This is a genomic window from Amycolatopsis sp. NPDC003676 (assembly GCF_053587275.1).
Window position 1 is genome coordinate 37,795 of sequence record NZ_JBSFNS010000048.1, and the last position, 24,925, is coordinate 62,719.

The following is a 24,925-nucleotide window of genomic DNA, read 5'->3' on the forward strand; positions in this document are numbered from 1 at the left end:
TCCGGGATCGGCCCTCCGCGTCCAGCTCAAGATTATCTCGATTCACTGCTTGACACAATCTACAGTCCGCGCTATAGAAATTGTGAGACGCGAGAGCTGACCTGGGTGCTGGGACGACGTAACCGGGGAGTGATCGACGATGCCGGACACCATCAGCCGCCGGGACGCGGCCGCCAGCGAATTCGCCGAGCTGATCTGCGCCGATCCGGCCTGGCTGCGCGCCGAGTTCGAGGCGATCGTGGCCACCTGCTTCGACGACGCCCCGCTGCACGGCGATGCCCCCGGTCCGCGGAGCACCGGACGCGAGCAGCGGCGGATCGCGACGAGCGTGTGGCGAGCCTGGCCCCCGGAGCGCCGGGAGCGATCCCCTCCGGCGCGAAGCGGGAGCACGGCAACGGCGGCATCTCGCGGGAGGTGATAGCGCACGCACAGATCATCGAGGTTGCTTTCACTCGAACTGGTTCCGGTCCCGCCGCTCTGTCCGGCGGCGGGACCGGCTCTCCGCGGCGGCCGCCGGTCCGAGGTCAAGAACATCCGCGGGCATGGGAACAAGAAACCGAGCAAACACGCGACCGCCCGTCTCCGGCCGAGCGCGCCGGGCGGCGGGCAGCAGGGAAGGAGAATGGAGGCGCATGGTCATGTTGATGCGAACTGACCCGTTCCGGGAGCTCGATCGGCTGACCCAGCAGTTCTTCGGCGGCAACGGCACCACGACCCGCCCGGCGGTGATGCCGATGGACGCCTACCGGTCCGGCAACGACTACGTGGTGCAGTTCGACCTGCCGGGCGTCGCACCGGAGTCGATCGATCTGGACGTCGAGCGCAACGTGCTGACCGTGAAGGCCGAACGCAGGCCCGAGTACGGCGAGGACGCGGAGGTCCAGGTCTCCGAACGGCCGCGCGGGGTGTTCTCCCGGCAGCTGTTCCTGGGCGACACGCTGGACGCGGACCGCATCAAGGCCGACTACGACGCGGGCGTGCTCACCCTGCGGGTGCCGATCGCCGAGCAGGCCAAGCCCCGCAAGATCGCCATCGGCGGCGACGGCGGAACCAAGCAGATCAACGCCTGACCGTCCTGAGACCGGCCCCGCTCGCGGCGGGCGGGGCCACGGCGACCCGGCGCGCCGTTCGTTTCCGGAGGGTTTCGCGGGCTTGGCTCAGCGCGGGCCGCCGCCGCGAACTCCGCGCGCCCGGTCGGCGGGAAGCCGGGCCGCCCGCTCTTTCCGCACCATCCGTTCACCACGCCGATATCCGGTCCGTGCCGGGGCGAGGCCGGGCCGGTCCCGAAGGCTTCGGGACCGGCCCGCGGGGATGTTCCCAGGCGGTCAGCAGGAGATCGCTGCCGCCGCCCAGTCGGCGTGGTCGCTGTCAACTCCGTCGCCGCCGTCGGTGACTCGCAAATCCAGCACCGAGACGCCGGAGACGTCGACGTTCACCGGCGCCGCCGCGTCGCCATGGCGCAGCACATTGGTGGCCTCGAGCCGCTTGCCGTCGCCCCAGACCTCGAACGCGATTTGTTGGATTCTGTTCGATGCCGTCGACCTGCGGGCTCCAGTGCTCCCGTGCCCTCGCCGCGGCGGGGATCGTTCTCCGGCGTCCGGAAATCGCCTCTCCCCGTTGAGGTTTCCGGTTTTCGTCTGCCGTGGCCGTTTTCCGGCCCGAGAGGTCTGGACAATCTCCTCAAGGCGAACGCAGTGGGCCTGGCAGCCGGAACCGCGGTTGTCCCTTCGGCGGTAGCGCCCCGGGCCGATCTCCGCCACCCTGAGTCGGTCGACGACAGGGAGGTTCGCGGTGAAGGTCGTGATCGTCGGAGCGGGGATCGGCGGGTTGACCGCGGCCTTGCGGCTGCACCGCGAAGGCGTCGAATGCGCGGTCTACGAACAAAGCGCCCGCATCGGCGAACTCGGCGTCGGCATCAACGCCCTGCCCCACGCGGTCAAGGAACTGGCCGCGCTCGGGCTGCTCGACCAACTGGACGAGATCGGGATCCGCACCCGCGAGCTGTCCTACACCCACCGCCTCGGCCAAGTGATCCTTCGCAAACCCTGCGGTCTCGACGCCGGGTTCACCCTCCCCCAGTACTGCCTGCACCGAGGCAGGCTGCGCGACCTGCTGCTGCGCGCGGTCCAAACGCGGCTCGGTCCCGACGCGGTGCGGACCGGCTGCCGCCTGACCGGGTTCGATCAGGACGCGCAAGGCGTCCGGGCGCACTTCGCCGAGCGGGACAGCGGCACCCCGGTCACCGTGACCGGCGACGTCCTCGTCGCGGCTGACGGGATCCACTCGGCCGCGCGGTCCCTGTTGTTCCCCGAGGAAGGACCGCCCCGGTGGAACGGCGTCCTGATGTGGCGCGGGGCCGCCGACTGGCCGGAATTCGGCGGCGGCGCTTCGATGATCGTCTCCGGCGGCACCGCGGCCAAACTGGTGATCTACCCGATCGGGCCGGGCAAGTCCGCGGGCAGCAGGCTCACGAACTGGGCCGTCTGCATCCGCACCGGACAACCCGGCTCCCCGCCTCCGGACCGACAGGACTGGGCCAAACCCGGCGACCGGGCGGAGCTGGCCCGGCACCTCGGGTGGTTCCACTGCCCGGCGGTCGACCACGCGGCGCTGGCCGAGGCCACCGAGGAGATCTTCGAATTCCCGATGTGCGACCGGGATCCGCTGCCCGCGTGGTCGCATGGCCGCGTGACGCTCCTGGGCGACGCCGCCCATCCGATGTACCCGATGGGTTCCAACGGCGCCGGCCAGGCGATCCTCGACGCGTCCAGCCTCGCCTGGCACCTCACGCGACGCTCCGACCCCGTCGAGGCGCTTCGCGCATACGAAGCCGACCGCCTTCCGGCCACCAGCGACATCGTGCTGCGCAACCGCCGGGGCGGGCCGGAGAACGTCATCGACGAGGTCGAACGCCGTGCCCCGGAAGGCTTTACCCGCCTCGAAGACGTGATCGACACGGCCACGCTCGAGGCCATCGTCTCCGGTTACGCGCAGGCTTCCGGGGCATCCCAGCAGCAGGTGAACCGCGCCTGAGCCGTCGTCAGGCGCCCTCCACCGAACCGGGCGGCAGGAAATCGACGTCGTGCAGCGCCGACACCCGGACCACCTCTTCCGGGTCCGTCAGGTTGTGCAGCTTGTCGAACAGCGTCGCGAGCTTCCCGGCCGGGCTCACCCAGAACAGCCCGCGGGTCATGCCCTCGCTGCGGTTGTAGTACGCGTGCGGAAGCCCCTTCGGCATCCGCACGGTGTCGCCGGGGCCCGCGGTTTCCCACTTGCCGTCGAGGTAAAGCGTGAACACGCCTTCCAGGATGTAGATGTGCTCGTCCTGGGTCGGATGAACGTGCGGCGGCACGCCGGTGCCGGGCGGATCGAGGGTCTCGAACGCGAAGCTCGACTCGCTGGCCGCCTTCATCGAGTAGGTGTGGCCGAGCACGTTCCACACCTTGTTCCGCATGCCCTCGCGGGCGGGCGTGATCCCCTTGGGCAGGGGACCGAGCACGATTTCCTCGCCGGTCATCACACCTCCTGGCCGATGTTCGTCCGGTAGGGACTCTGCGCTATCCGGTCGCGTGTGTACAGCCGCCAGTCCGACGCGTTTTTCCGATGGCTGGGTCGATGGCCTGAATGGCAACGGCAAGAGGCTGGTGTTTCCACCCGCCCACATTGCTGGCCAGGCAAGACCGCTGCCCATCCGTGCGCGTGACTTGGTCAAAGCCGGACGCGATGCTCTGGCGCGGACCTGCTCGCCAAGCACGGCTGACGCCGACCAGACGCCCGGTTCTCAATCGGGTCCTGGTGAAGCTCGAGCCAAGCCTGCTCAGTTGTACTCGGAAATCTCCACCCCGAACGTCCCGGGCTCCAGCGCCTCGAAGATGTGCGGCACATCCCCGGGATAGCAGATGTAGTCCCCCGGCAGCATCTCCACCGGATCGTCCATGATCCCGATGCGCGCCCGCCCCGCGCACAGCACCGTGTGCTCGACTACGCCGCTCATGTGCGGATCCGACCGCCGCGGGATGCCCGGCTCCGCGCTCACCAAGTAGATGTCCCGCCTCGCCGCGGACGGACACGCGGACAGCAGAGTGCACGCGTAGTCGGCGTGTTCGGCGAACACTGTCGGTCCCTTGCCCGCCCGGATCACCTTCACCTCCTGCCGCTCCGGCTCGACCAGTCGCGAGAACGGCACGTCCAGCGCGACGCCGAGTGCCCACAGCGTCTCCACGCTCGGGTTGCCCGATCCCGATTCCAGCTGGGACAACGTGGATTTCGCCAGGCCGGCCCGGCGCGCGACCTCGGTCAGCGAGAGGCCGGCGCGGGCCCGCTCGCGGCGCAGGGACGCCGCGATGATGTCCAGCGGCGCGCCCGTGCTCTCGTTCGGCATGTGTGTTCGCTCCATCAGTCTTCTCGTTCGCCTTGACGAACAGGCCCCGACGTGTTCAGCATAGGACACTATGCGTTCGATTTGGCGAACACTCGATCGCGGCCTCGCCCGCGACATCGGTCTCGTGTGCCTGGCCGACACCCTCGTCGGCGTCTCCTACGGCGCCATCGCGGTGGGCTCCGGCTTCCCGCTGTGGGCGCCGATGCTGCTGTCCCTGCTGGTCTTCGCCGGTGCCTCGCAGTTCATGTTCGTCGGCATCGTCGCCTCGGGCGGCAATCCGCTCGCCGCGGTCGCCGCCGGGCTGCTGGTGAACACGCGGCACGTGCCGTTCGGGTTCGCGGTCGGCGACGCGCTCGGCCGCGGCCTGCTCGGGCGGCTGGCCGGGAGCCACTTGATGATCGACGAATCGGTGGCGTTCGCGCTGGCCCAGCGCGAGGCGGACCGGCGACGGGCGGCGTACTGGGCGTGCGGCATCGGGCTGTTCGTGTGCTGGAACCTCGGGGTCGTGGTCGGCGCGTTCGCGGGGTCCGCGATCAGCGACACCGACGCGTTCGGTCTGGACGCCGCCTTCCCGGCGGTGCTGCTGGCGCTGGTGCTGCCGTCGCTGAAGGACCGGGCCGCGCGGCTTCCGGTGCTGATCGGCGTGGTGGTCGCGCTCGTGGCCACTCCCCTGCTCCCGGCGGGTCTGCCGGTGCTGCTGGCGCTGGTCGGGGTGGTCGCCGGAGCCGCGGCGAAGGAGCCGAAGCCGCTGGAAGGAGCGCACTGATGGACGGCGCGGAACTGATCGTCGCGACGCTCGTGCTGGCGGCGGGAACGTTCGCGTTCCGCCTCGCCGGGCCGCTGCTGCGCACCAAAGTGCGGTTGTCGCCGCGGGCCGAGCGGCTGATGACGCTGTCGGCGGTCGTGCTGCTCGCCGCGCTGGTCGCGACCAGCGCGTTGACCCAGGGACACGAATTCGCCGGGATCGCGCGACCGGCCGGGGTGCTGGTGGGCGGGGTGCTCGCGTGGCGGAAGGCGCCGTTCGTGCTCGTGGTGATCGCCGCCGCGGCGACCGCCGCCTTGCTCAGGCTCGCCGGAGTGCCGTGACCGTTCCACGGGAAAATTGCGCGACGCCTTTCGAGGCAGAATTCCCGGCTGGCGAACAAATGAATTTCCGCCCGGCGGGCAATAACGATCGGGAGGGGGAGACGAGTGCTCGTCTCCCCCTCCCGCCGGCGGGGAAATCAGTTTCGGTTCATCGAGCGGCAATCGCCCGCGAACCGGTCGCGCCGACTGCGCCGCACGACGGTTCGTCCGGCTGCGCGGACACGCTCACCGCGTCCCAAGCAGCCTTCACCGAGTTGAATTCGGTGCAGCCGTTCGGGAACAGGCTCTTCGCCGCGGTCAGCGTCCAGGTGCGGTAGCTCTGGTAGGAGCTGCCGCTGGTCTTGAGCAGCATCGCGTTGTAGAAGATCTTCACCGCGGTCTGCACGCCGACCCCGGCGACCGTCGAGTTGTTGCACGTCGGGCTGGTCGGCTGGCCGTTGGTCGGGTTCGAACCCTCGGCGAGGAGGTAGAACCAGTGGTTGCCGGGACCGGCCGCGGCGTGCACCTCGGTGCCCGGGATCGAGTCGTCGTAGCAGTTCGCGTGGCCGAGCTGGGACGGGTCGTACATGTTGCGGATCGGGCCGCTGCCGACGAGGTTCACCTGGTTGCCGACGAGGAAGTCCGGGACCGCGTACGGCGCGGGCTCGTTGGCGAACCATTCGGACGAGGCCCCGAAGACGTCCGCGACGAATTCCTGGGTGCCGCTGCCGGACATGCTGCCGGGCGTGTGGTCGTCGATGCCGTGGCCGAACTCGTGCCCGATCACGTCGAGCGAGCCGATCCACTGGCCCGCGGTGTTGTTGCCGACCTGGACCTGGGTGCCGTCGTAGTAGGCGTTCTGCTCGTTGAGGCCGACGCGGATCGGCCAGGCACCGCCGTTGCCGTCGAAGCTGTTGCGGCCCAGCCATTGCGTCAGCATCTTGTTCTCTTGCTGGATGCCGTACAGGGCGTCGGCGCAGCCGGTTTCCTTGTCGGTCTCGTCGCCGTTGCCCCAGCTGTCCGTCGACTTCGTGAAGGTCTGCTGGGTGGAAGCGTCCTGGCAGCTGAGGTTCGCGATGGTCGGGTCGGTCATCGAGAAGCCGCCGGCGCCGTCCGAGGTCGTGTCGAGGTGCAGCGGCTCCGGGCCGTTCCACACGCCCTGCGCGTCGCCGTAGGCCACGTGCTCCTGCGTGTGCAGGACCTTGCCGGTCGTCGCGTCGACGACGACGTCCAGCTTGCTCGGTCCTTCGGCGTTCCGGCCGGTCACGCGGGTCGTCCAGGCGAGTTTCGGGCTGCCGAGCGCGTATGCGGCGAGCGTCGCGGGCCGCACACTGTCCACAGTGGGCACCTGGGTGCGGGCGATCGCTTCGGCTTGTTTCGCGGTCAGCTTCGGCGACGTGCTGGGCAGGTTGATCGCGGCGGTCTGCGCGACCGAGGTGGCGAGGACCTGGCCCGCGGAGTTCGTGGACACGACGAAGTCGCCGCCGATGACCGGAATGCCTTTGTAGGTGCGGTCGTAGGGCACGTACTTCAGCCCGTTGGTCGACGAGATCACCTTGTGCTGCTGGAAAACGTCGTCCTTGCTGGCGTGCAGCGCGGCGGGCCGGGAGGCGACCAGCGCCTGCGCGGCATTCGCGGCCATCGCCTCGGCGGCCTGCGGACTCTGCGGTTCGAGCGGCTGTGCGTGAGCGGCGGTGGCCGTGGTGACGGCCCCGGCCAAGACCCCGGCTGCGAGCAGCACGAGCGGTCGGCGCGATTTCATCGGCGGTGTTCTCCTCCGGACAGGCCGGATCAGGCCCGGGGGTGGGGGCCGGATTCGGAAGTGGAATGGGATCGAACCCCGACAAGAGTCGGGTTTTTCCCAACTCCGGACAACCGACGAAGGTCGTTAAGTTATCAACTTCGCGGCATCGGCTCTGATTTCCGGTCCGTGTTTTCCGGAAATTCCTCTTTCCGCCCAAGAAACGCCAGCCGCCCACCATGGCAGCAGACCGGCGTTAAGGATGAATCCGGCATCAATTCGCCGGTTAATCCTTTGTAGACAGTCGTTCCGGTGCCGTCCACAGTGGAATCGGGTGCCCCTCGGCACTGGAGCCGGGGGTAAGCGAACGGCTGGTCCCGGGCCGCCCGCCTTGCTTCCCGCGGGGTCGCGGGTGTGTGATCGGGGACACAGTTGCACCATCCGCCGTCGCTGAGGAGGCCGTCATGGCCGACAAGCAGAACAGGAGTACCGACCCCGGGGCCGCCGTCGCTGTGGACGACCCCGCCAAGGTGCGCAACGTCGTCCTCGTCGGGCCTTCCGGTTCCGGGAAGACCACGCTCACCGAGGCACTGCTCGCCGCGTCCGGCACCGTGCCGCGCGCCGGTTCGGTCGTCGAGGGCACCACCGTGTGCGACCACGACCCGGCAGCCGTGCGCCAGCAGCGCTCAGTCGGGCTTTCCGTCGCCCCGGTGCTGCACGCCGGGCACAAAATCAACCTCATCGACACCCCGGGATACGCCGATTTCGTCGGCGAGCTGCGCGCCGGCCTGCGCGCCGCGGACGCCGCGCTGTTCGTCGTGTGCGCCGCCGAGGGCGTGGACGCCGCCACCATCGCCGTGTGGGAGGAATGCGCGTCGGTGGGCATGCCGCGCGCCGTCGTCGTCTCGCGGCTCGACCACCACCGCGCCGACGCGCTCGCCGAGATCGCCGCCTGCCAAGCCGCCTTCGGCGCGGGCGTGCTGCCGCTGTACCTCCCCGGGCCGGACGGCCTGGTCGGGCTCGTCACCCAGCGCCGGTACGACTACTCCGCCGGCTACCCGCCGCGCGTGAGCGACCCGGACCCGGCCGTCGCGCGCGAGTTCGCCGACGCCCGCAACGAGCTGATCGAGGGCATCATCGCCGAGAGCGAGGACGAGACCCTCATGGACCGCTACCTCGGCGGCGAGGAGATCGCCGAGGACGTGCTGATCGCCGACCTCGAAACGGCCGTCGCGCGCGGTTCGTTCCACCCGGTCATCCCCGTGTGCGCGACCAGCGGGATCGGGCTGTCCGAGGTGCTCGACGGCATCGTGCGGGCCTTCCCCTCGCCGCTGGAACACCAGCCGCCCGGCGTGACCAGCCCCGACGGCGCCGAGCACGACGCACTGACCGCCGACCCGGCCGGCCCGCTCGCCGCCGAGGTCGTGCGCACCGCGGTTGACTCATACGTGGGACGAGTTTCGCTCGTCCGGGTGTTTTCCGGGACGCTGCGCCCGGAGAACGCCGTGCACGTCTCGGGCCACGGCCTCACCGAACGAGGCCACGAAGACCACGACGCCGACGAACGCGTCGCCCACCTCTATTCACCGCTCGGCGCGAACCTGCGCGAGGTGCCGTACTGCGTCGCGGGCGATCTGTGCGCGCTCACCAAAGTGGGTTCCGCCGAAACCGGCGACACTGTGTCGTCGCCGGAGGATCCGCTGCTGATGAAGCCGTGGCGGATGCCCGAACCGCTGCTTCCGGTCGCTGTCGTCGCCAAGTCCCGCAGCGACGAGGACACGTTGTCCCGCAACCTTTCCCGCCTCGTCGCGGGCGATCCGACCCTGCGTTTGGAACGCAACGCGGAGACCGGCCAGCTCGTGCTGTGGTGCATGGGCGAGGCACACGCGGACGTCGTCCTGTCGCGCTTGCGCGCGGGCGGGGCGGACGTCGGCACCGAGCCGGTGCGGATCAGCCTGCGTTCCACCTTCGCGAAACCTGCCCGCGGACACGGACGGCATGTGAAGCAGTCCGGCGGGCACGGGCAGTTCGCGGTGTGCGACATCGAAGTCGAGCCGCTGCCCCGTGGCGGCGGATTCGAGTTCGTGGACAAGGTGGTCGGCGGTGCCGTGCCGCATCAGTTCATCCCGAGCGTCGAGAAGGGCGTCCGGGCGCAACTGCAGCGCGGCGTCCAAGACGGCTATCCGGTGGTGGATGTGCGGGTGACGCTTACGGACGGGAAGGCGCACAGCGTCGACTCTTCGGACGCCGCGTTTCAGACCGCAGGCGCGCTGGCCCTGCGGGAAGCCGCTGCGGCAAGCCGGATCTCGCTGCTGGAGCCGCTGGACAGCGTCGAGGTGAGCCTGCCGGACGAGCATCTGGGCACGGTGCTGGGCGATCTGTCGTCCCGCCGCGGCCGGGTGCTGGGCACGGAATCCGGGGAGGGCGGGCACACCGTGGTGCACGCGGAGGTGCCTGCCGCGGAACTGCTGCGGTATGCGGTGGATCTGCGGTCTCTTACCTCGGGGACGGCTACTTTTACGCGTCGGCATGCCCGGTTCGAACCGATGCCGGAAGGGGCGGTTGTTCCCACCTGACTCAGGCGGGGAGGCGGGCTGCGGTCCGCCTCCCCTGGGTTCCGGGTCACGACCCGGCGGCGGATCGGATTTCTGTCAGTCACAGAGAGCAACACTCGCCGGATGGTCCGCGACCTTCTCGATGAAAGCTCGACGGCAATGTCGAGCCGCGAAGAGGGGCGGATCCCAATGTCTTACGAACTGACCGGTCGGCTTGTCCTGGGTGTTGCGTCCAGCGCCCTGTTCGATCTTCGGGAATCGCACGCGGTCTTCGAGACTCAGGGCGAAGACGGGTACCGGACATACCAAGAGGGCAAACTCGGCGACCCTCTGGACCCAGGCAACGCTTTTCCCTTCATCCGACGCCTGTTGTCACTGAACGACCTCGCGGACGAAAACGACCCTCCGGTCGAGGTCATCGTCCTCTCCCGCAACGACCCGGACACCGGGCTTCGGGTGATGCGGTCGATCCAGCACCACGGGTTGCCGATCACCCGCGCGATTTTCACTCAGGGCCGGTCTCCATACATCTACATGCAGGCGCTCAACATGTCGCTTTTCCTCTCAGCCAACGAAAAAGACGTCCGAGAGGCCCTCAGCCAAAATCTCCCCGCAGGGCGGGTGCTGGAATCCTCGTTCGTGGACGACCAGGACGACGAACTGCGGGTCGCGTTCGACTTCGACGGCGTGCTGGCCGACGACAAGGCGGAGCAGGTCATGCAGAACGGCACTCTCCAGGAGTTCCACAGCTACGAAACCGCCAATGCCGTGACACCGCATTCGCCCGGACCACTCAAGGATTTCCTCGCTGGCCTAAACCGGCTCCAAGAACTCGAACGGAAGCGCCTCAAGGACGACCCCGATTACCAGAGACGCCTTCGCATTTCCCTCGTCACGGCACGAAACGCACCGTCCCATGAGCGGGCAGTCACCAGTATCAAGGAGTGGGGCGCCACGGTGAACGAAGCGTTCTTCCTCGGCGGAATCGAGAAGCGCACGGTCATCGATGTGCTGAAGCCGCACGTGTTCTTCGACGATCAGATCAAACACCTGAGCACGACCACCCGGGTACCGAGCGTGCACATCCCCTTCGGCGTCGTGAACGAGCAGCCCTGACCCGACCGGATCAGAATTCGAACCCGCCCGGCCGCCCGTTCCGGTCCGCCACCAACCCCGCCAGCGTCGCCACCGCGATCTCCGCCGGAGTCCGCGAACCGATGTTCAGCCCCACCGGCCGGTGCACCCGCGCGATGTCCGGCTCCGCCACGCCCAGCGCGCGCAGCGCCTCGAGATGCGGGCCCGGATGCCGAGGATTGCCCAGCACGCCCACCCACCGAGTCGGCACCGCCAGTGCGGCCTGCAGGACCGCCCCAAGCTCCGGCCGGTGATGATCAGTCACCACGACGTCGGCGTCCGGCCCCGGGGAGGGCGCGGTCGTGCGGACCTCGACGCCCTCGGGAGCATCGCTCGCCCGCGCCTCGTCCGGCTCGAAAAGCACGGCGTGGTAACCCAAATCGGCCGCATAGCGGAGCAGGTACCGGGCCACCGGCGAGGCGAACACCGCCACCAAAGTCCGTTCGGCGGGGGCCTCTTCGACCTCGCCGTGTGCGACGGCGCAGGCATCGGGTTCGGTCGTCATGCGCCTCAGTCTGCCTCAGAGGTCCGGTTCGGCGAATTCGAAGTACTCCGGCAGCGGCGCGGTCCCGGCCAGCTTGAAGTACCGCACCTTCCGGCGGCGCCGCAGCGCCAGCGTGTCCCGCACCGCGTCGTTGTGCACTCGGCGGGCGATGACGACCCGGTGTTCGGCGTCCGTTAACTCCTCGGCGAGCACCACCGGCAGCCGGGACCGGTCGATCGGGGCCAGGACCAGCGTCAACTCGTTCTCGGCGGCCTCGCGGTCCGGCCGCGTGGCGCCCTCCGCTCGCGCGGCTGCGGCGTGCAGGTCGGCACCGTCGTGCAGTACGGCAGCGACCGCTCGCGCTACCACGGCCCGCCGCGCGAGAGCAGCCTCCAAGGCAGCCCAGCCGGCGTCGGTCCGGACGTGCAAGCGGTCGAGGCGGTTCGCGGTCGCCACCAGGAACAGCCCGCCGAGCACCACGACCGCGGCCGCCGCCACGAGCAGCCACACCAGCACCGTCACGCGAGCTCCCGCTCCCCCGCCGCGACCAGCCGGGGATCCGCCGCGATGGCCGTTTCGTACACCCGCAGCACCTGAGTGACCACGACCGCCCAGTCGTACGCCGTCACCCGTTCGCCCGCCGCGGCCGCGAGCGACGCCCGGCGCGCCGGGTCGCCCAGCAGTTCGCGCAGGCCGTCCGCCAGAGACGCCGGGTCGCCGGTCGTGGTGAGCATTCCGGCGTGGCCGTCGTCGAGCACGCGGCGGAACGAGTCGAGACCGCTGGCCAGCACCGGAGTGCCCGCGGCCATCGCCTCGGTCAGGATCATCCCGAAGCTCTCGCCGCCGGTATTCGGCGCGCAGTAGACGTCCACGCTGCGCAGCGCCCGCGCCTTCGTCTCGTCGTCGACCTGGCCCAGCAGCTCGATGTGCGGCCACAGCTGCGGCCCCGCCATCCGCCGCAGCTGCTCCGGCTCGCCGCGGCCGACCACGAGCAGCCGCAGGTCTTCGAACTCCGGCAGCAGCCGACGCGCGGCCTCCAGTAGCACGTCCATGCCTTTGCGCGGTTCGGTGAACCGCCCGACGAACCCGATCGTCCCGCCCGCGCGCGGGTAGCCGTCCAGCGGCAACGCCCGGGAAAAGAACTCGACATCGACGCCGTTCGGGATCTCGACCGCGTCGCCGCCCGCGTGCTCCACCTGCACCCGCCTGGCCAGCGCGGACACCGCGATCCGCGCGGTGATCTTCTCCAGCAGCGGACGCAGCACCGGCTGGAACGCCGCCAGCGTCCGCGAGCGCGTCGTCGCGGTGTGGAAGGTGGCCACGATCGGCCCGTCCGCGACCTTCAGCGCCAGCAGCGACAGGCTCGGCGCGGCCGGTTCGTGCAGGTGCAGCACGTCGAAGCCGTTGTCCCGGATCCACCGTCGCACCCGGGCGTAGGAAACCGGCCCGAACTGCAGCCGCGCGACCGAGCCGTTGTACGGGATCCCCAGCGCTTTGCCCGCCGGGTGCACGAAATCCGGCAGCTGCGCGTCCTCGTCCGCCGGGGCCAGCACCGACACCTGGTGCCCGCGTTCGAGCAGCGCCCGCGCCAAGTCGATCACGTGCCCCTGGACCCCGCCGGGAACGTCGAACGAATACGGGCACACGATCCCGATCTTCAACCCGCGCGCCACCCGGGTCAGCTCGCTTCTTCCAGCGCCGTCGCGGCCGCGTCGGCGGGCCAGAACGGCTGCAGCATGTGCCAGTCGGCCGGATGCGCGGCGATGTCGCCGGCGAACACGTCGGCCAGGGCCTGGGTCGCGGCGGGCACCTCGGCCCGCGCGGTGACGCGGATGCGCGGGTGGATCCGGATCTCCCAGCCGTCCTCGGTGAACCAGCAGCCGGTCGGCAGCAGCGCGGCGCCGGTGGTCGCGGCGAGCCGCGCCGGGCCGGGCGGCAGGTGCGTCTGCTCGCCGAAGAACCGCACCGGGATCCCGGACGACGTCAGGTCCCGGTCCCCCAGCAGGACCACCACCTTGTTCTCGCGCAGCCGCCGCAGCAGCAGCCGCATGGCCGCGCTGTCGCCGGTCAGCGGCACGATCTCGAAGCCGAGCGATTCCCGGAACTCCACGAACCGGCGGTACAGCGATTCGGGCTTGAGCCGCTCCGCGACGGTGGTGAAGGTGCCCGCGTAGCTGGCGAGCCAGACGCCCGCGATGTCCCAGTTCCCGCTGTGCGGCAGCGTCATCACCGCGCCGTTGCCCTCGGCGAGCGCCGCGTCGATGTTCTCCGCGCCAGTCACCGTCACCTGCTTCGCGACCGCCGCGTGGTCCATCGCCGGGAGCCGGAACGTCTCGAACCAGTACCGCGCGTACGACCGCATCGCGCGCCGGACCAGCTCGTCCAGCTCCGCTTCCCCAGCCTGCGGCACGACACGGGCGAGGTTCGCGCGCAGCTGCCGCACTCCCCCGCCGCCGCGCCGGGCCGCCATGTCGGCGCCGAAGGCGAACGTCGCCGACCCGAACGACTCCGGCAGCCGCCGCGTGAGCCGCCAGCCCGTCGCGTAGCCGAACTCGCTGAGTCGCTGGGACAGTGTGCTCACGGTTGCGCCCCGCCCGCCGATGAGTCGGCCTGTTTCGCCGCGGCCGCCCGCGCGGCGCTAGCCACCGCCGCGGCCCGCTGCAGCAGCGTGATCACCGACAGCACGGCGAGCAGCCACAGTGTGATCTCGACGGTGTAAGGCACGCCCAAGCCGTGCAGCCCGGTGCCGACCAGGGCGATGATGAGCCGCTCCGCGCGTTCCACCAGCCCGCCGTCGGCTTCGAGACCGGACGCTTCGGCGCGCGCCTTCACGTAGGAAATGACCTGGGCCAGCACGAGACAGATCAGCGCGGCGGCCGCGGCCCGGTTGTTGTGGTCCTGCACGAAGCACCACCACGCGATCGCGGCGAACAGCGCGCCGTCGACCAGCCGGTCGCAGGTCGCGTCGAGCACCGCGCCGAACGGCGTGCCGTACCCGCGGGCGCGGGCCATCGCGCCGTCGAGCAGGTCGAGCATCGCGAAGCCCCACACGGTGAACGTGCCCCACAGCAGCATGCCCTGCGGGAAGAAAACCAGTGCGCACGCGACGGCGCCCGCGGTGCCGAGCACGGTCATCGCGTTCGGGGTCAGTCCGGCGCGGACCAGGGTGGCGCCGATCGGGTCCGTCACGCGGGAGACCGAGGCACGGGCGAAAATGTTGAGCATCTTCCTCGTCTGTGCACCTGATTCGGGGGCGGGTGGGCGACGAAAGCCTATCGACCCCGCTCACCGGACCGGACGTGCCCGCCCGCGACCCGCCGGAACGTCAGCCGGATTTCGGCAGTTCGACGACCGGCGCGGCGAATTCCGCGGCCTCTTCGGCTTCCCGGACCGCCTGGCACTTGGGCCGCAGCCCGGCCAGGATCGCCTCGGAAATCTCGCCGAGCTGGCGCACCTGCTCGGCGCTCAACTGGTCGAACAGCGTCTCCCGGACCGCCTCGACGTGCCCGGGCGCGGCCTCCTTCAAAGCGGCGAACCCAGCCTCGGTGAGCACCGCCCACGACCCGCGCTTGTCCGTGGGGCACGACTCGCGCTGGACCCAGCCCTTGGCCTCCAGCCGCGCCACCGCGTGCGAGAGCCGGCTGCGCGACGAACCGCGCACCGACGCGAGTTCGCTCATCCGCAGCCGCCGTCCGTCCGCTTCGGACAGCGCGACGAGCACCTCGTAGTACGTGTGCGGCATGCCCGACTCGTGCTGCAGCTGTCCTTCGAGGTGGGCGTGCAGCAGCGAGCTGGCCTGGGCGTAGGAGCGCCAGACCCGCTGCTCTTCGTCGTTCAGCCAGCGTGGTTCGGACATATCGTCATCATACGCTGGTTGAGCACTCAATTACCGCCGCGCGACGGGCCTCACCACGCGCCCGCGAGCAGGTCGCGGGTTTCGCCGAGCAGCTGCGGCAGCACCTTGGTGTGCCCGATCACCGGCATGAAGTTCGCGTCGCCGCCCCAGCGCGGCACCAGGTGCTGGTGCAGGTGCGCGGCGATGCCCGCCCCGGCGATCACGCCCTGGTTCATCCCGATGTTGAACCCGTGCGCCGCCGACACCGCCCGGATCACGCCCATCGCGTGCTGCGTGAACTCCGCCAGCTCGCGCGTCTCCTCGGGCGTGAGGTCCGGGTAGTCCGCGACGTGCCGGTACGGGACCACCATCAGGTGGCCCGGGTTGTACGGGTACAGGTTCAGCACCGCGAACACGGTCTCGCCGCGGGCCACGATCAGCGCGCGCTTGTCGTCGCCGAGCCCGGGCAGGCGGCAGAACGGGCAGCCGTCGGACTCGTCGCCGTCCGGCTTGTCCTGGCCGCGGATGTAGGCCATCCGGTGCGGGGTCCACAGCCGCTGCAGCGCGTCCGGGACCCCGACCCCGTCCTGTTCGACGAGTTCCGGCTCGGTCACTTCAGGATCTTCTCCACGGCCTCGGCCGACGGCGACGCGTTCTCCCGGCGGGCGACCCATTCGGCGATCGCCTCGACGGCCTGCTCCACCGGGACGCCGTTGATCTGGCCGCCGTCGCGGAACCGGAACGACACCGCGCCCGCCTCCGCGTCCTTCGCGCCGGCCAGCAGCAGGAACGGCACCTTCTGCGTGGTGTGCGTGCGGATCTTCTTCTGCATCCGGTCGTCGCTCGCGTCGACCTCGACGCGGATCCCCTTGGCGCGCAACGCCTTCTCCACGCCGCGCAGGTACTCGACCTGGTCGGCGGTGATCGGGATGGCGACCGTCTGCACCGGCGACAGCCACGCCGGGAACGCGCCCGCGTAGTGCTCGGTCAGCACGCCGAAGAACCGCTCAATCGACCCGAACAGCGCGCGGTGGATCATGATCGGCCGCTGGCGGCTGCCGTCGGACGCGGTGTACTCCAGGCCGAAGCGCTTGTTCTGGTTGAAGTCCAGCTGGATGGTCGACATCTGCCAGGTGCGGCCGATGGCGTCCTTCGCCTGCACCGAGATCTTCGGGCCGTAGAAGGCCGCGCCGCCCGGGTCCGGCACCAGTTCGAGCCCGGAGTCGACGGCGGCCTGGCGCAGCGTCTCGGTGGCCTCCTCCCACTCCCAGTCCTCGCCGATGAACTTGTCCGAGTCCCCGCGGGTGGACAGTTCGAGGTAGAAGTCGGACAGGCCGTAGTCGGCCAGCAGGTCCAGCACGAACTTGAGCAGCGACCGCAGCTCGGACGGCATCTGCTCCTTGGTGCAGTAGATGTGCGAGTCGTCCATCGTCAGGCCGCGCACGCGGGTGAGGCCGTGCACGACGCCGGACTTCTCGTAGCGGTAGACGGTGCCGAATTCGAACAGCCGCAGCGGCAGTTCGCGGTAGGACCGCCCGCGCGAGCGGAAGATCAGGTTGTGCATCGGGCAGTTCATGGCCTTGAGGTAGTAGTCCTCTTCCTCGAACTGCACCGGCGGGAACATGGTGTCCGCGTAGTACGGCAGGTGCCCGGAGGTGTGGAACAGGTCGCCCTTGGAGATGTGCGGCGTGTTCACGAACTCGTAGCCGGCCTCCTCGTGCCTGCGGCGCGAGTAGTTCTCCAGCTCGCGGCGGATGATGCCGCCCTTGGGGTGGAACACCGGCAGCCCGGAGCCGATCTCCTCGGGGAAGGAGAACAGGTCCAGCTCCGCGCCGAGCTTGCGGTGGTCGCGGCGCTCCGCCTCGGCGATGCGCTCGAGGTGGGCGTCCTGCGCCTCGGCCGATTCCCACGCGGTGCCGTAGATCCGTTGCAGCTGCGGGTTTTTCTCGTTGCCGCGCCAGTACGCCGCGGCCACGCGGGTGAGCTTGAAGGCCGGGATGAACTTGGTGGTGGGCACGTGCGGGCCGCGGCAGAGGTCGCTCCACACGCGTTCCTTGGTGCGCGGGTCGAGGTTGTCGTAGATAGTCAGCTCTCCGCCGCCCACCTCCATCACCTCGGTGGTGTCCACATCGGACTTGATGTCCACCAGTTCGAGCTTGAACGGCTCGTTTTTCAGCTCTTCCTTCGCCTCGTCAGTCGAGGCGAAGACGCGGCGCGAGAACTGCTGCGCGCCCTTGACGATCTGCTTCATCCGCTTCTCGAGCTTCTGCAGATCCTCGGGCGTGAACGGCTTTTCGACGGCGAAGTCGTAGTAGAAACCGTCGCGCACCGGCGGGCCGATGCCGAGCTTGGCCTCCGGGAATTCCTGCTGCACGGCCTGGGCGAGCACGTGCGCGGCGGAGTGCCGGATCACGCTGCGGCCGTCCTCGGTGTTCGCCGCGACCGCTTCGACCGAGACCTCGGCTTCCGGGGCCCACGCGAGGTCGCGCAGTTTCCCGTCGGCGTCGCGGACGACGACGATCGTGTCCGGGCCCTTGGTGGGCAGCCCGGCTTCGCGCACCGCGGCGCCCGCCGTAGTGCCCGCCGGCACCACCACGCGCGGGGCGGGTACGGCGGCTACTGACGACGGTTGGGACACGATCGGGCTCCTTCGGGAGAAGTGACTGAAACGGCTTCCGATGATGCTAGTCGGCGGCGACAAACCCGATTCGACCGCCGTCAGCCAACACTGCCCGCGGACGCCGGAAGGCCGCCCCTGGCATGCGGGGCGGCCTTCCGGCGGCGAAAGAAGGGTCAGAGCGTGTCGACGACCTGGTCGAAGTCGAGCCGCGGCAGGCGGTCGAACCACGGGTTCTCGCCCGGCTTGCCGACGTTCACCACGACGAGCGAGCGCCAGTTGTTGCCGGAGAAGAACTCCTTGTCCACGCCAGCGGCGTCGAAGCCGGTCATCGGGCCCGCGGCCAGTCCGGCGGCGCGCACGCCGATGATGAAGTAGCCGACCTGCAGCAGCGAGTTCAGCTTGGAGAACTCGACGCGGCCGGACTCGTCGGCGAAGTTGTCCTTCACGCCGGGGTTGTGCGGGAAGATCTGCGGGATGTTCTCGTGGAAGTCCACGTCCGCGGCCAGGATGACGGTCAGCGGCGCGGCCTCGGTCTTGGCGCGGTTGCCCTCGGCCATGTGCGGCAGCAGGCGCTGCTTCGCCTCGTCGCTGCGGATCACCAGCGCGCGCAGCGGCTGGGTGTTCATCGAGGTCGGGGCCCACTTGACGAGGTCGTAGATCGCGCGGACCTGCTCGTCGGTCACCGGCTCCGAGCTGAAGTTGTTGGCCGTGCGCGCTTCGCGGAACAGCAGGTCCTGCACCTCGGCGGGCACCTGCAGCTGCTGGGACTCTGCGAAAGTAGTCATCGGTTCGGCGTTCCTTCCCGTGCTGTCGCCTACGCACGGCACCAACATGGTTGAACGCTTGACTATTTCTCGTCCGGCGCGGTTGTGACTCAGCGCACGGACGACGGCCGCCGGCCCTGATGGACCGGCGGCCGTCGTCAGCGGAATCCGTGCAGGTCAGTAGGCGCCCTGCCCGGCCAGCACGGCGCGGAAGGTCTTCCAGAGGATCACCAGATCGAGAGCGAGCGACCAGTCCTCGACGTAGCGGAGGTCGAGCCGGATGCTCTCCTCCCACGACAGATCGCTGCGCCCGCTCACCTGCCACAGCCCGGTCAGCCCAGGCTTCACCAGCAGCCTGCGGCGCGCGGCCGGGGCGTACGTCGCCGTCTCCTCCGGCAGCGGCGGCCGCGGTCCGACCAACGACATCCGTCCGGCGACGACGTTGAACAGCTGCGGCAGTTCGTCCAGCGAGTACCGGCGCAGCAGCCCGCCGACCTTCGTGACGCGCGGGTCCTTCTTCATCTTGAACAGCGGTCCCGCGCCTTCGTTCGCCGTCTCCAGGTCGTGCCGGATCAGGTGCGCGTTCACGACCATGGTGCGGAATTTGAGCATCGTGAAGGCTTCGCCGTCCTTGCCGATGCGCCGCTGCCGGTAGATCACCGGACCGCGGTCGCCCGCCTTCACCGCTACCGCGATCGCCAGCAGCAGCGGCGAGAACAGCGCGAGCAGCAACGCCGCGCCGCAGCGGTCGACGACCTCCTTGACGAAACGGCGTCCGCCGGTGAACGCGGGCGCGGTGACCCGCAGCAGCGGCATGCCCAGCACTCCGCTGACGTTCAGCCGCGGCCCGGCGACCTCCATCAGCATCGGCGCGACGACCATTTCCGACGACGTGCCTTCGAGATCCCAGGCGAGCCGCTGCAGCCGCTCCGGATTCCAGTACTGGTCGGCCGTGATCGCGACGACCCGGTATCCGCCGCGGCGCACATGCCGGGAAAGCTCTTCGAGCCGCCCGACGACCGGAACGCCCTCGATCTCGCCGTGCCCGGTGGACGTGCAGACCGCTTCGACCCGCCACCCGACGTGCGCTTCGGTCCGGGTCCGCTTGATGAGGTCGGCGACGGTCTCGGCGTCGCCCGCCGCCATCACCGGCAGCAGGCACAGCCCGTGCCGCCGTCTCCGGTGCAGAATCTGCCGGAGCACATATCGCTGGGGAAACAGCACTAATGCGACAGCGGGGACTACGAAAAACACCCAGGGCTGCACTTCGAGCGCACCGAACAACAGTCCGCCGAATGCGACCAGCACGGCCGCGGTGATCAGCGCCCGGCCCAGCGTCCGGTACTCCTCCGGGCCCTCCCCCAGCACCCGAGCGCTCCAGGCCCGGCTGACCGGAAGGGCGCACAGGATCGCGAACGCGGTGCCGAACGCGTGCATGTCGTGCGGAGCGACGCGGTCGATGATGAACGCGCTGATCGCGATCACCGCGCAGGCCGCGACGAGATCCGACGCGATCACGGTCCGGCGGTACCGTTTCTCCCATTCCGCGGCGTGCGTTTTCGGCGGATCCCCTTCCGCCGGGCACACCGTCGCCGGGTCGAGCCGGTCGTCGGCAGTACGGGCCGCCACGTCGACCGGCGGTGCGGGGACCGCCCGAAGGTCGACCTGCGGCAGCGAAACGCCGTCCGCGGGCCATGGCCGCACCGGTTCTTCCATCAGTCCTCCCGCGCTACGCAAGCTCCCCGGACCTGATCGCCACCGGCACACTGAGTCAGGACCGTCAATCACAATCAGTGATCATGAGACGGTTCGGCCCACTGCCGCCGAAGGTGTGACACTCGCCAAGGTATCGGGTGGTCAGCGGGCGGCGTTACAGAGATTTTCCAGCCACAGCCTGCGAGTCTTCCCTGTCAGGAAGCACCGGGAAGATAACGGGAATGTCACGATGGGTCACGCTGACTCGGCAACGGAAATTACCCCCAGTAGTCAAGTTTCCCACTACCTACACCGAACGGCCCAGCGGGCCCGCAGCCGTTTCAGCTCCCCCGCGCGGGTCACCGGCCGCGGGCGAACCCGCCCCAACCGCCGTTCGGGCACAAGCTCTGCGCCGACTCGCCGATTTCCTTTGCCCCCAATGCGATCCGCTCCGAAATGCGCAGGACGTCCCGTCTTCGACCATCTGGGTGGTCTGAACCATTCTCGACGCGCTCCCGGCCGCGTCGCGGACCCCCGCCGCACATTTCTCCCGGATTAGCCCGGAACCCGCCTTCGCGGCGGGGCCGGGTCCACACTGGACACTCGAAAAGCGCAGGTCTTCGCTCAGGCCGTCGGCGGCGCCGCGGCCGTCGCGTTGAGCGCGGTCACCACGGCCCGCTCCTCGAAGTCGAAGTGCGCCTCCAGTTCGCCGACGAGGCGCTCCAGCTCGGTCCGCAGCTTCTCCGGGTCGGATTCGCCCGGGACGAAGCCGTCGACCAGTTCCCGGATCGATACCTGGAGCCGCGCCACCACGTGATGCTGCTCGGCGAGCTGCGCGATCGCCGGGGCGAGCGCCGGGAACTGCTCGGCCAGCGAGGGGAACACCACCGAGTCCTCGCCGACGTGATGACGGCGCAGCGCGGCGCAGAAGCTGAGACAGTGCGTCCGCATCTCCTGAGCCAAGTCCGGTTTCGGCCGGACGATCGCCGTCGCGCTGCCGTTGGCCAGGTTGTCCGCCTGCTCGCGCAGCGTCCGCAACTCGTTGCGGAACCATTGGTGCACTTCGACGAGCCAATCCCCCATGCCTTTGACGCGCTCGTCGATCCGATGCAATACGACCACCGGAATCTCTCGGGTCGTCTTCGCCTGATATTCGCCGTATCCCGGAGCCTCGGCGACCACTTGCGCGAAAAGCTTCCCGTACGCGGCTCCCCGCGGAATAGCCGCCATCGCCTGATACGTCTCGCTGCCGGTCTCGACGGTCACCCTCGGATTCCGCCGAATGTTGTGGTACCAGGCGGGATTCCGGTCCGCCCCGTTCGCCGACGCGACGACCACGCCGTTGCCGTCGATCTGCAGGTAGCCGAGCAGCACCTCCCGGTTCAGGCCGCTCTTCGCGCCGGTCGTCGTCAGCACCGCCAGGGACCACCCCTCGAACATGCCGCTCAACGCACCGCGATTCGCGCGGAACTCGGCAATCAGCCGGCGGTGAAAATCGTTGCTCACACAATTCCTTTCGGTTGTTTCCGGAAAGGAGGCATCGAGCACAGGACAGGACGCGAAAAGACCCCGCGGGCACAGGCATGGCGCAGCGATCCGGCTGACGGATCCGCGGAACTGCGAGAGACGGAGAGCCCGGTCTCTGTGCTGGCTGGTTAGCCGCTACCTCCATGCGTAGGCCCATACGGGGCGCACGGCTAAGTTAGCACAGCCGCCGATCTTCGCGGGGCTGAATCCTTTCGCCGGGCCGATCGCTCTTATGGATGTGCGGCCACAAGGCCGACGCGTCGAAGGAGGTTCGATGACCGTAGTCATTGTCGCGGCAGTGGTCGTGGCGGTTCTGGTGTGCAGCTGCGTGGTCTTCCTGCGAGCGCGCGGCAGGTCGAAGCGTGGCTGAGTCGTGGCCGGCCGACCAGCTCGTCCTGGCGGCGCAGCGCGGCGACGAGGCGTCGATCGCCGTGCTGGTCTCCGGCGCGTACCCGCACGTCCGGCGGTTCGCGTTCTCGTTGTGCGCGAGCAGCCAGGACGCCGAGGACGCGGCGCAGGAGGCGATGATCGTCCTGTTCCGCAAGATCGGAACCCTGCGCGCGACGGCCGCGCTCGCGTCGTGGATGTTCCGCATCGTGCGCAACGAATGCCTGCGCCGGGCGCGGGCCTTGGTGCAACGCGACGAACCAATCCCGGACACCGCGGGCCCGTCCGCCGAGGACGACGTGCTGAGCAGGCTGGAGGTCGAACGCCTGTCCGCCGCCATCGCGTCGCTGCCCGACGACCAGCGCGGCGTGCTGATCATGCGCGACATCCAGGGACTGCCGGGCAAGACCGTCGCCAAGTCGCTGGGCTTGAGCACCGCGGCGATGAAGTCGCGGCTGCACCGCGCCCGCGCTGCCGTCCGCGCTTGCCTGGATCTCCCGGAGGAAGGCCGATGAGCACGTCGTACGCCAGCAAGTCCCTGTCGGTTCATCTCGCCCGCGGGTTCGCCGGATTCGGCCTGATCGCCGCGGCGATCGCACTGGCCCCGGTCGTCGGGTGGATCAGCCTGCTCGCATTGCCACTGGGCGTGCTGGCCCTGCGGGGATGCCCGACGTGCTGGGCGATCGGGCTGGCGCAGACCCTGTCGCGGGGCCGGTTGGAGCGGACCTGCGAGGACGGGGTCTGCCGGTTGGAACCGGCTAGGGCGCGCTGATCGGAAGGGAGCGGCCGCCAAGCCGCGGCCGCTCCCGACCGGTGCGAAGACGGCCTGGCCTTCGTGCGCCGGGGCGAAGAGCGGGCGGACTGGCATCCCGCACAGACGACGCAGGCTCGCTGTTTCAGCGCAGGAACTCGGCCATCGGGTGCACTTCACGATCAGGTCCCGGCGACGGGCCCGCCCATGACCGCCGCTGAGCAGCTGTGCCCCGACCAGCTACCCGTTCGGGGCGCCTTTCAGCCCGCCGTTATCACCGGTCGAACGTTCTGGAACGCACGTCGATTCCACGGCTAGCGTTGAACCATTCGGGCAGATGCCGCGCCGGGCCCGATGTCGGCTGTCGAGGTGCGGAAAACCGTCGCGGGACGGGGAATGGGGCGTCAGTCGCAAACTGTGCGTACTTGCCGCACGCGTGTCCGCCGGGAGGACAACGCGGCTTTCCGGCGGATCCAGCACGGATGGCCAGTATCGCGGCCGCGGAGTCAGAAGCCGTTCAGCATCCCGGGCTGCCGTTGTGGCGTCGACGGGATGTGCCAAGCGACCTTTGTGGGGAGATCAGAGTGGTGATGGCTGGAGTTTCCGTTCACCGGCGTCAAGGAAGCGTTGTCACTGCTCATGAGCCGCGGCAGCCATGACCGGCCGGGTCGCCGTCCTCGAAGGGCTGGGTTCCTCGCTGCCGCCGAACGTGGTGACCAATGCCGAGCTCGCCGCCCGCATGGACACCTCCGACGAGTGGATCCGGAGCCGCACCGGCGTCGGCGCACGCCGGTGGGCCGGCCGGGACGTCGCCACCAGCGATCTCGCGGTCGATGCCGGCCAGCTGGCGCTCAGCGCCGCACCCGACGGCGGGATCGACGCGGTCGTGGTGGTGACCAGCACCCCGGACCACCACCTGCCCGCCACCGCGCCCGCGGTCGCGGCCCGGCTGGGCATGACCGGCGTCGCGGCCTTCGACGTCGCAGCCGTCTGCTCCGGGTTCGTGTACGGGCTGGCCGTCTCGAGCGGGTTGATCGCGTCCGGAGTCGCCGAGCGGGTGCTGCTGATCGGAGCTGAGACCTACTCGACCATTCTTGACCCGGACGATCGCACGACCCGCGCTATTTTCGGGGACGCCGCCGCGGCCGCCGTCCTGCGCGCGGGCGATTCCGGCGAGCCGGGCGCCGTCGCCCCGTGCGTGCTGGGGAGCGACGGCGGGAACGGCGACCTGATCATGATTCCGGCCGGCGGCTCGCACCAGCGCTCCACCGGCGTTCCCGCCGATCCCGCCGATTTCTATTTCCGGATGAAAGGCGGCGAGGTATACCGGCACGCCGTGGAACGGATGACCGCCGCCGCGGACACGGCGCTGCGGCACCGAGGCTGGACCGCCGCCGACGTCGACCGGTTCGTGCCGCACCAAGCCAACGCCCGCATTTCCGCGGCAGTGGGCGCCCGGCTCGGCATCGGGGCAGAACGGCACCTCGCCAATATCGCCGAGGTCGGCAACACGGCCGCGGCCTCGATCCCTCTGCTGCTCACCGAGTCGGCCGCCGCCGGCGACCTGCGGCCCGGCCACCGGGTGCTGCTCACGGCCTTCGGCGGCGGGCTCGCCTGGGGAGCGACCACTCTCGTCTGGCCCGACATCACCGCACTGCCGAAGCGTTGACCGCTGTCCTTCTGGAGGAGTTTCCGCGATGTACGACAAAATAAAAGAAATCATGACGAGCAAGTACGAGATCGCCCCGGCGAAAATCGTCCCGGAGGCGACGCTGGAGGAACTGGGGCTCGACTCTCTCGATGTCGTCGAACTGGCCATGGCCATTCAGGACGAGTGGGGCACGCGGGTCACCGATGACGAACTGAACAGTGCGGGCACCGTCGAGGCAGTGGTCGGCTTGATCCAGAGCCGGGTCGCGCTCATCTGACGGGACGACGTCGGCGGCCCCACCACCGCGTGGCGCCGCAAATCCGCGGGGCGGGCCC

26 protein-coding genes are annotated in these 24,925 nt (G+C 69.6%); 11 read left to right on the forward strand and 15 right to left on the reverse strand.

Features of this window, described 5'->3' with window-relative positions:
- The first annotated feature begins 139 nt into the window (after positions 1–139).
- Both ACWDNU_RS25825 and ACWDNU_RS25830 read left to right on the forward strand, forming a co-directional pair.
- Positions 140–418, forward strand: a complete 279-nt coding sequence (locus ACWDNU_RS25825) for a hypothetical protein (protein ID WP_449670784.1) — start codon at positions 140–142, stop codon at positions 416–418.
- Positions 419–638: 220 nt separating this feature from the next.
- Positions 639–1,070 carry an Hsp20/alpha crystallin family protein gene (locus tag ACWDNU_RS25830; RefSeq protein WP_370936483.1) on the forward strand — a complete coding sequence of 144 codons (432 nt, stop codon included), beginning with the start codon at positions 639–641 and terminating at the stop codon, positions 1,068–1,070.
- Positions 1,071–1,325: 255 nt separating this feature from the next.
- On the opposite strand, the gene ACWDNU_RS25835 is transcribed toward ACWDNU_RS25830, so the two are convergent.
- Entirely contained in the window at positions 1,326–1,760 is a 435-nt protein-coding gene (locus ACWDNU_RS25835; protein WP_449670785.1) for an NPCBM/NEW2 domain-containing protein, read from the reverse strand.
- A gap of 31 nt (positions 1,761–1,791) precedes the next feature.
- Here ACWDNU_RS25835 and ACWDNU_RS25840 point away from each other — a divergent pair, with 31 nt between their 5' ends.
- A complete protein-coding gene (locus ACWDNU_RS25840; protein WP_449670786.1) occupies positions 1,792–3,033 on the forward strand; it encodes a flavin-dependent oxidoreductase in 1,242 nt (413 codons plus the stop codon).
- A gap of 7 nt (positions 3,034–3,040) precedes the next feature.
- Here the strand turns inward: ACWDNU_RS25840 and ACWDNU_RS25845 are convergent, their stop codons facing one another.
- Positions 3,041–3,517: a cupin domain-containing protein gene (locus tag ACWDNU_RS25845; RefSeq protein WP_370936480.1), complete on the reverse strand. Its 477-nt coding sequence runs from the start codon at positions 3,515–3,517 to the stop codon at positions 3,041–3,043.
- A 300-nt stretch (positions 3,518–3,817) separates the two neighbouring features.
- On the reverse strand, positions 3,818–4,381 hold the full coding sequence (locus ACWDNU_RS25850; RefSeq protein WP_354745274.1) for a helix-turn-helix domain-containing protein: 564 nt from the start codon (positions 4,379–4,381) through the stop codon (positions 3,818–3,820).
- A gap of 70 nt (positions 4,382–4,451) precedes the next feature.
- Between ACWDNU_RS25850 and ACWDNU_RS25855 the strand changes: the two genes are divergently transcribed.
- Both ACWDNU_RS25855 and ACWDNU_RS25860 read left to right on the forward strand, forming a co-directional pair.
- Positions 4,452–5,147, forward strand: coding sequence for an AzlC family ABC transporter permease (locus tag ACWDNU_RS25855; protein WP_449670787.1), 696 nt, complete (start codon positions 4,452–4,454; stop codon positions 5,145–5,147).
- Entirely contained in the window at positions 5,147–5,467 is a 321-nt protein-coding gene (locus tag ACWDNU_RS25860) for an AzlD domain-containing protein (protein WP_344277045.1), read from the forward strand. The genes ACWDNU_RS25855 and ACWDNU_RS25860 overlap by 1 nt, the downstream gene beginning before the upstream one ends.
- Before the next feature lie 148 nt (positions 5,468–5,615).
- On the opposite strand, the gene ACWDNU_RS25865 is transcribed toward ACWDNU_RS25860, so the two are convergent.
- Positions 5,616–7,208, reverse strand: a complete 1,593-nt coding sequence (locus ACWDNU_RS25865; RefSeq protein WP_449670788.1) for a M4 family metallopeptidase — start codon at positions 7,206–7,208, stop codon at positions 5,616–5,618.
- A gap of 443 nt (positions 7,209–7,651) precedes the next feature.
- On the opposite strand from ACWDNU_RS25865, the gene ACWDNU_RS25870 reads away from it, so the two are divergent.
- Together ACWDNU_RS25870 and ACWDNU_RS25875 are read left to right on the forward strand one after the other, a co-directional pair.
- Complete coding sequence (locus ACWDNU_RS25870) at positions 7,652–9,763, forward strand: elongation factor G-like protein EF-G2 (protein WP_449670789.1); 2,112 nt, start codon at positions 7,652–7,654, stop codon at positions 9,761–9,763.
- Between the two features lie 102 nt (positions 9,764–9,865).
- Complete coding sequence (locus ACWDNU_RS25875; protein ID WP_449670790.1) at positions 9,866–10,858, forward strand: 5'-nucleotidase; 993 nt, start codon at positions 9,866–9,868, stop codon at positions 10,856–10,858.
- Between the two features lie 10 nt (positions 10,859–10,868).
- Here the strand turns inward: ACWDNU_RS25875 and ACWDNU_RS25880 are convergent, their stop codons facing one another.
- The 11 genes from ACWDNU_RS25880 to ACWDNU_RS25930 form a co-directional block, all read right to left on the reverse strand.
- Positions 10,869–11,381, reverse strand: coding sequence for an XdhC family protein (locus tag ACWDNU_RS25880; protein WP_370936476.1), 513 nt, complete (start codon positions 11,379–11,381; stop codon positions 10,869–10,871).
- 15 nt (positions 11,382–11,396) lie between these two features.
- Entirely contained in the window at positions 11,397–11,882 is a 486-nt protein-coding gene (locus ACWDNU_RS25885) for a LemA family protein (RefSeq protein WP_370936475.1), read from the reverse strand.
- On the reverse strand, positions 11,879–13,021 hold the full coding sequence (locus ACWDNU_RS25890; protein ID WP_449670799.1) for a glycosyltransferase family 4 protein: 1,143 nt from the start codon (positions 13,019–13,021) through the stop codon (positions 11,879–11,881). Before ACWDNU_RS25890 ends, ACWDNU_RS25885 begins: the two co-directional genes overlap by 4 nt.
- Positions 13,022–13,038: 17 nt before the next feature.
- Positions 13,039–13,941 (reverse strand): phosphatidylinositol mannoside acyltransferase, encoded by a 903-nt coding sequence (locus tag ACWDNU_RS25895; RefSeq protein WP_370936474.1) that lies wholly within the window; start codon positions 13,939–13,941, stop codon positions 13,039–13,041.
- Positions 13,938–14,585, reverse strand: a complete 648-nt coding sequence (pgsA, locus tag ACWDNU_RS25900; protein WP_370936473.1) for a phosphatidylinositol phosphate synthase — start codon at positions 14,583–14,585, stop codon at positions 13,938–13,940. The genes ACWDNU_RS25895 and pgsA overlap by 4 nt, the downstream gene beginning before the upstream one ends.
- Positions 14,586–14,685: 100 nt before the next feature.
- A complete protein-coding gene (locus ACWDNU_RS25905) occupies positions 14,686–15,216 on the reverse strand; it encodes a MarR family winged helix-turn-helix transcriptional regulator (protein WP_449670791.1) in 531 nt (176 codons plus the stop codon).
- A gap of 50 nt (positions 15,217–15,266) precedes the next feature.
- Positions 15,267–15,809: an HIT family protein gene (locus tag ACWDNU_RS25910; protein WP_344277069.1), complete on the reverse strand. Its 543-nt coding sequence runs from the start codon at positions 15,807–15,809 to the stop codon at positions 15,267–15,269.
- The gene (thrS, locus tag ACWDNU_RS25915; protein WP_449670792.1) at positions 15,806–17,833 is read right to left on the reverse strand and encodes a threonine--tRNA ligase; all 2,028 of its coding nucleotides are present in this window, start codon (positions 17,831–17,833) and stop codon (positions 15,806–15,808) included. Before thrS ends, ACWDNU_RS25910 begins: the two co-directional genes overlap by 4 nt.
- A gap of 155 nt (positions 17,834–17,988) precedes the next feature.
- Entirely contained in the window at positions 17,989–18,600 is a 612-nt protein-coding gene (locus ACWDNU_RS25920) for a malonic semialdehyde reductase (RefSeq protein WP_449670793.1), read from the reverse strand.
- A 156-nt stretch (positions 18,601–18,756) separates the two neighbouring features.
- The gene (locus ACWDNU_RS25925; protein ID WP_449670794.1) at positions 18,757–20,295 is read right to left on the reverse strand and encodes a sugar transferase; all 1,539 of its coding nucleotides are present in this window, start codon (positions 20,293–20,295) and stop codon (positions 18,757–18,759) included.
- A gap of 603 nt (positions 20,296–20,898) precedes the next feature.
- On the reverse strand, positions 20,899–21,714 hold the full coding sequence (locus ACWDNU_RS25930) for a nitroreductase/quinone reductase family protein (protein WP_449670800.1): 816 nt from the start codon (positions 21,712–21,714) through the stop codon (positions 20,899–20,901).
- Between the two features lie 449 nt (positions 21,715–22,163).
- Between ACWDNU_RS25930 and ACWDNU_RS25935 the strand changes: the two genes are divergently transcribed.
- From ACWDNU_RS25935 to ACWDNU_RS25950, 4 genes are all read left to right on the forward strand, one after another.
- Complete coding sequence (locus ACWDNU_RS25935; protein ID WP_370936468.1) at positions 22,164–22,703, forward strand: RNA polymerase sigma factor; 540 nt, start codon at positions 22,164–22,166, stop codon at positions 22,701–22,703.
- The gene (locus ACWDNU_RS25940) at positions 22,700–22,960 is read left to right on the forward strand and encodes a hypothetical protein (protein WP_449670795.1); all 261 of its coding nucleotides are present in this window, start codon (positions 22,700–22,702) and stop codon (positions 22,958–22,960) included. The genes ACWDNU_RS25935 and ACWDNU_RS25940 overlap by 4 nt, the downstream gene beginning before the upstream one ends.
- A 634-nt stretch (positions 22,961–23,594) precedes the next feature.
- Complete coding sequence (locus tag ACWDNU_RS25945) at positions 23,595–24,608, forward strand: beta-ketoacyl-ACP synthase III (protein WP_449670796.1); 1,014 nt, start codon at positions 23,595–23,597, stop codon at positions 24,606–24,608.
- Between the two features lie 28 nt (positions 24,609–24,636).
- Positions 24,637–24,867, forward strand: coding sequence for an acyl carrier protein (locus ACWDNU_RS25950; protein WP_370936466.1), 231 nt, complete (start codon positions 24,637–24,639; stop codon positions 24,865–24,867).
- The last annotated feature ends 58 nt before the right edge of the window (positions 24,868–24,925 follow it).

Coding starts and splice junctions, on each gene's coding strand:
- ACWDNU_RS25850 (WP_354745274.1), bottom strand. CDS start 4,381: ATGCCGAACGAGAGCACGGGCGCGCCGCTGGACATCATCGCGGCGTCC.
- ACWDNU_RS25825 (WP_449670784.1), top strand. CDS start 140: ATGCCGGACACCATCAGCCGCCGGGACGCGGCCGCCAGCGAATTCGCC.
- ACWDNU_RS25860 (WP_344277045.1), top strand. CDS start 5,147: ATGGACGGCGCGGAACTGATCGTCGCGACGCTCGTGCTGGCGGCGGGA.
- ACWDNU_RS25945 (WP_449670796.1), top strand. CDS start 23,595: ATGACCGGCCGGGTCGCCGTCCTCGAAGGGCTGGGTTCCTCGCTGCCG.
- ACWDNU_RS25880 (WP_370936476.1), bottom strand. CDS start 11,381: ATGACGACCGAACCCGATGCCTGCGCCGTCGCACACGGCGAGGTCGAA.
- ACWDNU_RS25845 (WP_370936480.1), bottom strand. CDS start 3,517: ATGACCGGCGAGGAAATCGTGCTCGGTCCCCTGCCCAAGGGGATCACG.
- ACWDNU_RS25930 (WP_449670800.1), bottom strand. CDS start 21,714: ATGTTCGAGGGGTGGTCCCTGGCGGTGCTGACGACGACCGGCGCGAAG.
- ACWDNU_RS25875 (WP_449670790.1), top strand. CDS start 9,866: ATGGTCCGCGACCTTCTCGATGAAAGCTCGACGGCAATGTCGAGCCGC.
- pgsA (WP_370936473.1), bottom strand. CDS start 14,585: ATGCTCAACATTTTCGCCCGTGCCTCGGTCTCCCGCGTGACGGACCCG.
- ACWDNU_RS25925 (WP_449670794.1), bottom strand. CDS start 20,295: ATGGAAGAACCGGTGCGGCCATGGCCCGCGGACGGCGTTTCGCTGCCG.
- ACWDNU_RS25920 (WP_449670793.1), bottom strand. CDS start 18,600: ATGACTACTTTCGCAGAGTCCCAGCAGCTGCAGGTGCCCGCCGAGGTG.
- ACWDNU_RS25905 (WP_449670791.1), bottom strand. CDS start 15,216: ATGTCCGAACCACGCTGGCTGAACGACGAAGAGCAGCGGGTCTGGCGC.
- ACWDNU_RS25865 (WP_449670788.1), bottom strand. CDS start 7,208: ATGAAATCGCGCCGACCGCTCGTGCTGCTCGCAGCCGGGGTCTTGGCC.
- ACWDNU_RS25940 (WP_449670795.1), top strand. CDS start 22,700: ATGAGCACGTCGTACGCCAGCAAGTCCCTGTCGGTTCATCTCGCCCGC.
- ACWDNU_RS25950 (WP_370936466.1), top strand. CDS start 24,637: ATGTACGACAAAATAAAAGAAATCATGACGAGCAAGTACGAGATCGCC.
- ACWDNU_RS25830 (WP_370936483.1), top strand. CDS start 639: ATGTTGATGCGAACTGACCCGTTCCGGGAGCTCGATCGGCTGACCCAG.
- ACWDNU_RS25870 (WP_449670789.1), top strand. CDS start 7,652: ATGGCCGACAAGCAGAACAGGAGTACCGACCCCGGGGCCGCCGTCGCT.
- ACWDNU_RS25855 (WP_449670787.1), top strand. CDS start 4,452: ATGCGTTCGATTTGGCGAACACTCGATCGCGGCCTCGCCCGCGACATC.